A 9,798-nucleotide genomic window follows, 5' to 3' on the forward strand; every position below is an offset into this window, starting at 1 on the left:
AGAAATGTAAATAGAAAAACAAAAGGAAAGAAGGTATCTTCTTTCCTTTTTACTATATTTGTTCAAATTCATTATTATTTATTCTAATTAGTTATGTACTATCGGTGAATGCCGTTTTCTAATAGCTCAGTAAATGCATGAATATGAATAGGTTTACTGTAATAATAACCTTGAATAAACTGACATTTATTTTTTTGAAGGAAATTTACGTGCTCTTTTGTTTCTACACCTTCAGCAATGACAGACATTCCTAATGTATTTGCTAATGTGATGATCGTTTTAATAATTTCCATTCCATCATCACATGTTTCAGACATTGTAATAAATTCTCTCGGGATTTTTAACGTATCAATTGGATATAAAGGTAAGTAGGCTAGCGAAGAATAACCTGTACCAAAGTCGTCGATTGAGATGTGAATCCCTAAACTTTTTAGTGTACGCAGTTTTATCAATGTTTCTCGCTCATCCATCATTGCAATTCGCTCTGTTAATTCAAGATCAAGAGAGCTTGCTGGTAAACCTGTATTTGTTAAAGTAGAAGAAATAGATTTTACAAAATCCTCTTGTTCAAATTCTTTAGCAGATAAATTTACACCTATTTTTAAATGTGAATATCCGAGTGCGTGCCAACGTTTCATTTGCTTACAAGCCTGCTCTAATGTCCATTTTCCTATTGAAATAATTTGTAGTGTTTCTTCTGCAATCGGAATAAACTCGTATGGAGAAATAATACCTAATTCAGGATGATTCCACCTAATTAAAGCTTCTGCACCGATAATTTTATTAGATTCACTATCAACTTGAGGTTGATACAAAAGGAACAATTCTTCATTTTGTAGTGCGTTTGGTAAATCTTTTTCTAATCGTAATCGTCTTTCAATTTTTTTAGCGATTACATCGTCATAAATAGAGACAGAATTAAGCTCTTTTGCTTTTGCATCATACATTGCAACATTAGCGTTTTTCAGAAGTGTAGCGGTATCGATTCCGGAATGTGGATAAATAGCGATACCGATACTCAGTGATAAAGTTAATTTATGCTCATGTATGATAAATGATTTTTTCATGCATTCAAATAATTGGTTACATAATTGGAATAAGTAATCTTCGTCAGTATAGTTTTCAATTATGATTGTAAATTCATCGCCACCGATTCTTGAAAGATGAGTATGTGATGGAAGACATGATTGGAATCGCTTTGCTACTTCTTCTAATATGTAATCTCCTGACGAATGTCCAAGTGTATCGTTAATTGCTTTAAAGCGATCTAAATCTAAATATAATAATGCAAACTCGCTTTCTGTTATTTTAGCATTTTTTATAACTCTCTTTAATTTCTTATGGAAAAAGGCACGGTTCCCAATTTTCGTTACAGTGTCATGGAATGCTAAATATTTTATTTCTTCTTGCTGTTTTTTTAGTGCAGTAATATCTTTCACCATAATATAGCTTCCTGAAATTTGTCCGTCTATTATAATAGGAATGATTGTAACGTATAAAAAATAAGTAAAGCCATCTTTATATTGAGAACTAAGTTGTAAGAATGCCGATTCTTGTTGTTTCACTTTTTCTAATGCCAATGCTAGCTTATGCTTATCTTCATCTAAAATGATTGAAAAACAAGTTTCACCTAGTAGCTCATCCGTTGGTGCCCCAAGTAGTACACTCCCAGCCTTATTTACATTTAAGAATATTCCATTTAAATCAATGGTGAAAATAGGGTCAGGATGATATTCATATAATGATTTAAACTTTTGTTGTTTTTGAGAAAGAGCCTCTGATTTATGAACTAAATCAGACGTCCGTACAGTAACTTTTTCTTCTAGTTGGGCATTAAATGCCTGCAAACGTTTTGTTAAGGAATTGTTTTGCATACGTACGATAGAATGACGAATGAGTACGAAAATAAAAGTAATACAATTCCCTGTAATGAGAGTTGAAGATGATGTTTGTTCTTTTAATGTAAACCCGATTAGTATTGCAACAGCAAGATAGGGAAATACAACTAAAGCTTTTTTTCCTATTATAGGGTTTACAATGAAATAATTTTTATGGCTATTATGATCTTCTGAAATAGAGCCAGCTATTGCAATAAGTAATATAGGTATTCTATATAAAAGACGTAATAATGTTATTGTTTCTGTTGATAAGTGGTTATTTAAGTAAAAATAAATATAGTTAAAAGTTGCAGAACTTATTAATACAAAAATAAATATATAAATTTTCCGTTTGGAATTAAAAATTGTTGGACGGAAAAAGAGACTAACACCTAGCAGTAGAAATAATAAATCTGCAATTGGATATAAAAATGAAAGGAAAACATCCCCTAGTGAAAGAGCGAATATATTTAAATTTGGCTGATTAAATAAATACCATTCTAATGTAAATATGGAAGTAAGCACTATGCATATATCACAAATAAAGAACGCTTTTTCCCATTTATTGCATTCCTTTAAAATTTTATAGCAGAAAGCGATAAGACAGAAAAATAGAAAAAACATGTAAAATACATCAGAAATAGTAAAACGATCTATTGGAATTTCGAAGAAGCTATCTTGATATGTATATACTATTTTCCCTAATAAAAAACTACCAATTGCTATTGTAATACATATCCAAAACGGATTTGAACTGACTTTTTTAGAATATATAGAGTAAATCAGTGATACAAATGTAATGGCTTCAACGACAAGTGAAGCGAAGCGTACATCTGAATTTGAAAAATGAGTAGGGAACAGATAGAAAAACATAAAATAGATTGAATAGCATATTAATGTTCCGATTAATATACATAATTGTAAATTTTTATTTAATTTCAATGAAATCACCTTCTTTAATTATGCACTATGTTCGTTATATCTATACATAATAATATTATTTAAGAATTGTATCAGATTTCCTTATAAAAATCATGTTTATAAGGAAAGTGTTAAAGAGTATAAGTATTCTTAAAGTTGAAAAAATATTGCGGTTGATAGTATAGACTGTATCAAGACTTTAAATAGAAATTGTATATTTAGTCATCCTTTGAATTGTAAAGTTTTTTTAGTGATTTGTAAGTGGAGATGCAAAATTGCATATAAAATGATGGGGATTTTTATTTTTAGTCTGAAAATTAATATTTGTAGAAATGTTAGGAAAAGATATAAAATAAGAACGTGTATTCTTACAGAGTGGAATAGTATTGCCACTAAATAGGGAGGTTTTTTTATGATATATCGAATTAAAGATGCAGAAATATACTATGAAATTGTGGGGGAGGGTAAACCGGTCATTATCATACATGGCTGCGCTCCTGACCATAGGTTAATGATGAAATGTATGGAATCAGTATTTCAGAAATATGAAGGTTATAAGCGAATATATATTGATTTACCTGGAATGGGAAAATCGAATGCTCCAAATTGGATAAATAGTTCAAATCGTATAGTAGATGTGCTTATCACATTTATTGAGGAAATCATTTCTACTGAAAAATTTTTATTGGTAGGAGAATCATATGGAGGCTATTTAGCCAAAGGTATACTTACAAAGATGTTTGAGAGAGTTAGCGGATTATTATTAGTATGTCCTGTTGTTGTAGCGGAGCCAGAAAAAAGGATTCTTCCAGATAAACAGGTAATTGTACAAGATGAGGAATTTTTAAATACGCTCACTTCCACAGAAAGAGAGGAATTTTGTGAGTTAGCTGTAATAGCAAATGAATATACATATAAGCGATTTAAAGAAGAAATTAAGCCTGGGTTAGATGTTGCTAATTATGAATTTATTGAAAGGTTGCAAAAGAATTACTCTCTTACTATGGATTTTCAGCATGAAAAATATGAAAATCCCGTTCTTTTACTGACTGGAAGACAAGATATATCAGTAGGTTATCAAAATATTATAGAAATTATTGAAGAATATCCAAGGGCAACGTTAGCAGTGTTAGATATGGCAGGGCATAATTTGCAAATTGAGCAGCCTGAATTATTTGAGAGTTTAGTAGGAGAATGGATTAGACGAACAAATCAGCACAGTTTATAAAGTATTTTAGTATTACCCCTAAGTGTTGAAATGGGATAAATGAACTTGATTTATTAACTTATCTCGCTATTTGCCGGGCAGCCCGATTAGTGAGGGCTGATTAAAGTTTCACTTTATAAAAAATTTTAAGGAGAAATTATGAGCACATATATTTATATGGTTAGACATGGTGAATCACCAAAACTAGAAGGAAATGAAAGAATGCGCGGGTTAACTGAGAGGGGACATATGGATGCCCGTGGAGTAACTGACATATTAAAAGCGGAGAGGATTGATACTTTTATTTCCAGTCCTTATAATCGGGCTATGTTAACGATAGAGGAGTCAGCTAATTTCCATGAAAAAGAAATAGTAGTATATGAAAATCTTAAAGAGTGTATGTTTTCAAGTGAGGATCAGGTTATATCAGACAAGGAGGTGTATCCACTTGTACAGAAGATGTTCTCTAATCCGGACTTCGCACGAACGGAAGGAGAGTCATATGCAGATTGCCAGAGAAGAGTAGTGAAAGTATTAAAAGAAATCTTAATGGATTTTCGAGGATGCAAAATTGTAATTGGTACACATGGGCTTGTCATGACATTAATGATGAACTATTTTGATAAACAATATGGTTTTGAATTTTTAATGAATACGTCAAAACCGGATATATATAAGATGGAATTTAAAGAAGAACAATTAATGAATGTAGAGAGATTATGGAAAGCTGAATAAAATTAGTTGCATGGATTTTGTTGTAAAAGTTACTTTTATAGCAAAGTCTTTTTTTGAATAGAAAGCATCTTTATCAACTATTGTTAGAATGTTAAATAAATAAGTAATTATTCAGTCTTTGAATAAATTATGGAGAAATTGGTTTAGGGAAACAATTTTAAATGTGTCAAAACTCCAAACGTTGGATTTATATTCAATAGGAGAAAAAGATGTAGAATTTTGTCTTACAGTCCCCGTTTACTTTTCATTTCATTACATATAGGCTTTGTGGTGTAAGGGAGGACATTACCTTTACGCAAAATCTATAAGGAGGTCATTGTAATGAAACAGATTAAAAAGTTTGCGGGAGTTGCTTTAGCGGGGACGATTGGATTAAGTGGACTACTGTTTTTAGAACCAAGTGTAAGCGTTGCGGAAGCACAGCAAGTGAAAGTAGAAAATTTCAATACAATTGATGTAACGATGAATCTAAATGAATTGTATGTATTAAGTGGCAGAAGCATTGATATTCTTTCTGGAGATAAAGAAGCAATTCAGTTAAATAAATACACAATTAGTTTTAATAAACCTGGGAAGTATGTGATTAAAGTAAATGGCTGTATTTGTGATGATGTATATACTTTTATTGTAAATGAGTAGTATATATTCTTAAATTGCGAGATAAAAACAGAAACACCCTATTTGCGATGAGAGTCGTAAATAGGGTGGATTTATTTGTATTAAGCTGTACTTTAAATATGTTCGCTAATTTTCTTTTTGCCATGTAAAGTATGTAAAAGTGTTTGAAACATCTTAAATGATTGCTGAAAGATTGGACTTTGAATAAAGGTGTACAGAAAAGTTACGATGAAAACAGGACCTCCTAGCATAAATCCAATAACTAGTACAATACATTCTACTATGATTCTAGCACGGCTAATAGAAAGTCCTGTTTTGTCTGAAATAGTAAGCATGAATCCATCACGGGGTCCAGCGCCAATCCCAGCCGCAACGTACATACCTCCCCCGATACCTGTAATGGCAATACCAGAAAATAAAATGAGTAAGTTTATCCATAAATAATTACTAGCGTCTGGAAGCATGTTTGATTGTAAGAAAAAGTCCATAATGGGACCGATAAGTAGTGCATTCAAAAATGTCCCCACATTTATATATTTTCGATCTACTAGTAAAGATATTAGAACGAGACATAACCCACATATGACACTCCACGTACCGATGGTCCATCCAAACTTTTGGTAGAGAGCCATATTTAAAACTTCCCAAGGGTGCAAGCCGAGAAATTTAACTTTGACTGCAAGAGCGTTTCCAAGGCCAAAGAAAATTAATCCTAAGAAAAAAAGAAAATAGCGAAAGAGAGTTAGCCTCATCTTTACAACCTCCCATATTTTATAATTATGTATGTTACCTGTTACGGTTTTAATGTACAAATATTATGTCTTTTTATCATTCGTTTAAAAATGTTAACAATGTAAATGAAATATACATCTTCACAGTCAAAAAAGTTAAAATATTTCGTTTTAAGGATTATAATGGAGAGAGAAACATAAAAGGGAGTGAATGAACTTGAAGCAAGAACTTATTGAAAGATTTACGAGATATGTAAAAATTGATACGCAATCGAATGAAGAAAGTCATACAGTACCAACAACACCAGGACAAATTGAGTTTGGTAAGTTATTAGTGGAAGAGCTAAAAGAGATTGGGTTAACAGAAGTAACGATGGATGATAATGGCTATGTAATGGCAACACTTCCAGCTAATACGGACAAGGATGTTCCTGTAATCGGATTTTTAGCCCATTTAGATACGGCAACAGACTTTACAGGGAAAAACGTCAAACCACAAATTCATGAAAATTTTGATGGTAATGCAATTACGTTAAATGAAGAGCTAAATGTTGTGTTAACACCAGAGCAGTTCCCGGAATTACCATCATATAAAGGACATACCATTATTACAACTGATGGTACAACACTTCTAGGAGCAGATGATAAAGCTGGTCTTACAGAAATTATGGTTGCAATGAACCATTTAATACATAATCCGCAAATTAAGCACGGGAAAATAAGAGTAGCATTTACACCGGATGAAGAAATTGGTCGTGGGCCAGCGCATTTTGATGTAGAAGCGTTTGGTGCATCATTCGCTTATACGATGGATGGAGGTCCATTAGGTGGTTTAGAGTATGAAAGTTTTAATGCTGCAGGTGCTAAGTTAACGTTTAACGGAACGAATACACATCCTGGAACAGCGAAAAATAAAATGCGCAATGCTACTAAACTTGCTATGGAGTTTAATGGGTATTTACCAGTAGAAGAGGCGCCAGAATATACAGAAGGCTATGAAGGATTCTATCATTTACTTTCTTTAAATGGTGATGTTGAGCAAAGTAAAGCGTATTATATTATTCGAGACTTTGATCGTGAAAATTTTGAGGCACGTAAAAATAACGTTAAAAATATTGTGAAGACTATGCAAGAAAAATATGGCGAAGATGCAGTCGTTTTAGAAATGAATGATCAATACTATAACATGCTTGAAAAAATTGAACCGGTAAGAGAAATTGTTGATATTGCATATGAAGCAATGAAAAGTTTAGACATTGAACCAAATATTCATCCGATTCGCGGAGGCACAGATGGATCACAATTATCATATATGGGATTACCGACGCCGAATATTTTCACTGGTGGTGAAAACTATCACGGTAAATTTGAGTATGTTTCGGTAGATACTATGGAAAAAGCTGTTCAAGTTATTGTGGAAATTGCAAGACGTTTTGAGGAGCAAGCTTAAAAAAGAACCAAGTAGTACGAATGTGCTACTTGGTTCTTTTAATATAGTACTCGCCACAAATAAAAAGTCGCATAAGACTCCCAATTAGCCCAGTTTGCCGCGAAATCTTTTATTTCATTTTTAGTCGGTTTATTTTCGGAACCTGTTATAAATTTAATTGCATTATGCAGACCAACATCATCAATTGGAAAAGCCGAAGGAAATCTTAAACAACGCATTAAAACATAGTTGGCAGTCCATGGTCCTATACCATGGATAGCAGTTAATTGTTTCTCAGCAACCTTTACATCTTGTGTTTGCAGTAAATCCTCTTTTGATAATTTTCTCTCTGTAATAAGCTTCGCAATACCGATTAAATATTCACATTTTCTAGTCGTCATTTTTAATTGTTGAAGATTTTCTACATGTAGATTTGCAATTGTTTCAGGTGATGGGAATATCCAATGTTTTCTACCGTCCCATTCTACATAACTTCCAAATTGCTCAACTAATCTCCTTTTTAGCGTATAAGCATATGTTAGGTTAATTTGTTGACCGATAATTCCCCAGGAAAGTGCCTCAAATAAGTCTGGAATGCCTAAAGTACGAAGGCCATAATATTGTTCAATTGGTCCTTGAAGGAGTAAATCATGTTTAGCTAATGTATAAAATGGGGCTAAATCAGTAGTTAAATCAAACCATTCTTTTACATAGTTAACTACAGCTTCACGTATCGATTTTTCAGATGTATATGGTTCTTCTAAACAACGTATTTGAATATTTCCATCTGTATTCACACTAATTTCAACTAAAGGATTTACATCTTGAACAGGGATAACTTTATAAATTTTGTTATCTTCAATATGGAACATACATTCATTGTTCGAACGTGATAGATAGCGTAAATTTTCTTGAAAACAAAATTCTTTCGGAACTGCTACAGATAATACGCTATTATATTCTGCTGTCATATGAATTCCACCTGCAACTTTTCTAATGTAAGCAATTTTTTCTTCATTTCTAATCCGCCCCTAAATCCGGTTAGTTTCCCGTTCCTCCCAATAACGCGATGACAAGGAATTGTAATAAGAAGAGGGTTAGCAGCAATAGCAGAAGCAACGGCGCGCACAGCTTTAGGTTTTTGAATTCTTTCAGCAATTTCTGTATAAGAATATGTCTTCCCGTAAGGAATTTCACGTACCGTATTCCAAACAGATAATTGAAAATTAGTTCCATAAGCATCGATAGGAAATGTGAAAGTTCCTCGCTTGTTTTCTAAATACTCGATAACTTCTTTCGTATATATTTGCAAGTAATCTGGACTATGGGTCAATATATGTTGGGGCAGTTTTTTTCTAGCCCATATATTTAATTCTTCAAAGTTTTCGTCTTGTGATCCAATGAAACATAGTCCATTTTCAGTTGCAGCAATATGAAATCGCCAATTTTTATGTGTAAGTAGCGTCCAATATATATAATTATTTTTGTAGGAATTCATTATCGTATCCCTCTTTCATTTCGTTCTTTTTTCGATATTCAGTAGGAGTAAATCCGGTTTTCTTTTTAAATAAAGTTGCGAAATACTCTGGGTTTTCTATCCCGACAGCAGTACTAATTTCTTTAATAGATTGATTTGTGTGTAAAAGGTATTCGGTTGCTTTAAGAACCCTGAATTGTTGTATATATTCTATAGGAGTTAGCCCTATTATTCTTTTGAAAGTACGCTGTAAATGAAAAGGGCTACCGTGACACATTTCCGCAAGCATGTCGAGAGTTAAGGATTCGTCATAATGCTTTTCGATATAGTCTTTAATTTGTTCTACCCACTCTTCATTAGGTAAAGTGATCCCGTTTGGCTTACAACGTTTGCACGGGCGAAAGTTTTTACTTAATGCTTGCTCTGCATGATGAAAAATTCGTACATTGTTTCTATTCGGTATTCTTGATTTGCATGATGGTCTGCAAAAGATTCCAGTTGATTTCACAGCATAAAAGAATTTGCTATCATAGGAAGAATCATTATGAATAATTGCTTGCCAATACTCATTTGTTAATGTAACTCCTTCCTTGTGCATAGAACATCACCTCTGAAATTAGTATAACCTGAATAAAGTGCGTATGTATGTATTCATAAATGTAAGAGCAAGATTACAAAGGTGAAAATATGATTGTTTTCTATTTTGTGATATATAAGTTGAATTAAAAGGTTACAGCTACTATTTGTCGAAATATATACGTAACACTTATCGACAAATGGAGCGGAGCCAAATGACAAATGCA

Annotated in this window: 9 protein-coding genes; 4 read left to right on the forward strand and 5 right to left on the reverse strand. The window is 32.5% G+C overall.

The genetic code is table 11. The features are described from left to right. Window positions 1-98: 98 nt before the first annotated feature. On the reverse strand, window positions 99-2,819 hold the full coding sequence (locus ATL10_RS17065; protein WP_044307328.1) for a putative bifunctional diguanylate cyclase/phosphodiesterase: 2,721 nt from the start codon (window positions 2,817-2,819) through the stop codon (window positions 99-101). Window positions 2,820-3,210: 391 nt separating this feature from the next. On the opposite strand from ATL10_RS17065, the gene ATL10_RS17070 reads away from it, so the two are divergent. From ATL10_RS17070 to ATL10_RS17080, 3 genes are all read left to right on the forward strand, one after another. Continuing rightward, a complete protein-coding gene (locus ATL10_RS17070) occupies window positions 3,211-4,026 on the forward strand; it encodes an alpha/beta fold hydrolase (protein WP_046392965.1) in 816 nt (271 codons plus the stop codon). Window positions 4,027-4,164: 138 nt separating this feature from the next. Further along, a complete protein-coding gene (locus tag ATL10_RS17075) occupies window positions 4,165-4,740 on the forward strand; it encodes a histidine phosphatase family protein (protein WP_046392964.1) in 576 nt (191 codons plus the stop codon). Between the two features lie 321 nt (window positions 4,741-5,061). Next, window positions 5,062-5,379 carry a hypothetical protein gene (locus ATL10_RS17080; RefSeq protein ID WP_110497178.1) on the forward strand — a complete coding sequence of 106 codons (318 nt, stop codon included), beginning with the start codon at window positions 5,062-5,064 and terminating at the stop codon, window positions 5,377-5,379. Between the two features lie 92 nt (window positions 5,380-5,471). Here the strand turns inward: ATL10_RS17080 and ATL10_RS17085 are convergent, their stop codons facing one another. Next, on the reverse strand, window positions 5,472-6,110 hold the full coding sequence (locus tag ATL10_RS17085) for a YczE/YyaS/YitT family protein (protein WP_001241256.1): 639 nt from the start codon (window positions 6,108-6,110) through the stop codon (window positions 5,472-5,474). A gap of 196 nt (window positions 6,111-6,306) precedes the next feature. Between ATL10_RS17085 and pepT the strand changes: the two genes are divergently transcribed. After that, window positions 6,307-7,539 (forward strand): peptidase T, encoded by a 1,233-nt coding sequence (gene pepT, locus ATL10_RS17090; protein ID WP_000807014.1) that lies wholly within the window; start codon window positions 6,307-6,309, stop codon window positions 7,537-7,539. 38 nt (window positions 7,540-7,577) lie between these two features. Here pepT and ATL10_RS17095 read toward each other — a convergent pair whose 3' ends face one another. The 3 genes from ATL10_RS17095 to ATL10_RS17105 are packed head-to-tail and all read right to left on the reverse strand — an operon-like array spanning window position 7,578 to window position 9,593. Next, a complete protein-coding gene (locus ATL10_RS17095; protein WP_065222995.1) occupies window positions 7,578-8,489 on the reverse strand; it encodes a DNA-3-methyladenine glycosylase 2 in 912 nt (303 codons plus the stop codon). Next, complete coding sequence (locus ATL10_RS17100; RefSeq protein ID WP_065222996.1) at window positions 8,486-9,016, reverse strand: methylated-DNA--[protein]-cysteine S-methyltransferase; 531 nt, start codon at window positions 9,014-9,016, stop codon at window positions 8,486-8,488. Before ATL10_RS17100 ends, ATL10_RS17095 begins: the two co-directional genes overlap by 4 nt. Beyond that, window positions 8,997-9,593 carry a bifunctional transcriptional activator/DNA repair enzyme AdaA gene (locus ATL10_RS17105; RefSeq protein ID WP_090977240.1) on the reverse strand — a complete coding sequence of 199 codons (597 nt, stop codon included), beginning with the start codon at window positions 9,591-9,593 and terminating at the stop codon, window positions 8,997-8,999. The genes ATL10_RS17100 and ATL10_RS17105 overlap by 20 nt, the downstream gene beginning before the upstream one ends. Window positions 9,594-9,798 lie beyond the last annotated feature (205 nt).

The sequence above is a fragment of the Bacillus sp. 196mf genome (genome assembly GCF_003217275.1).
GTDB lineage: Bacteria > Bacillota > Bacilli > Bacillales > Bacillaceae_G > Bacillus_A > Bacillus_A thuringiensis_S.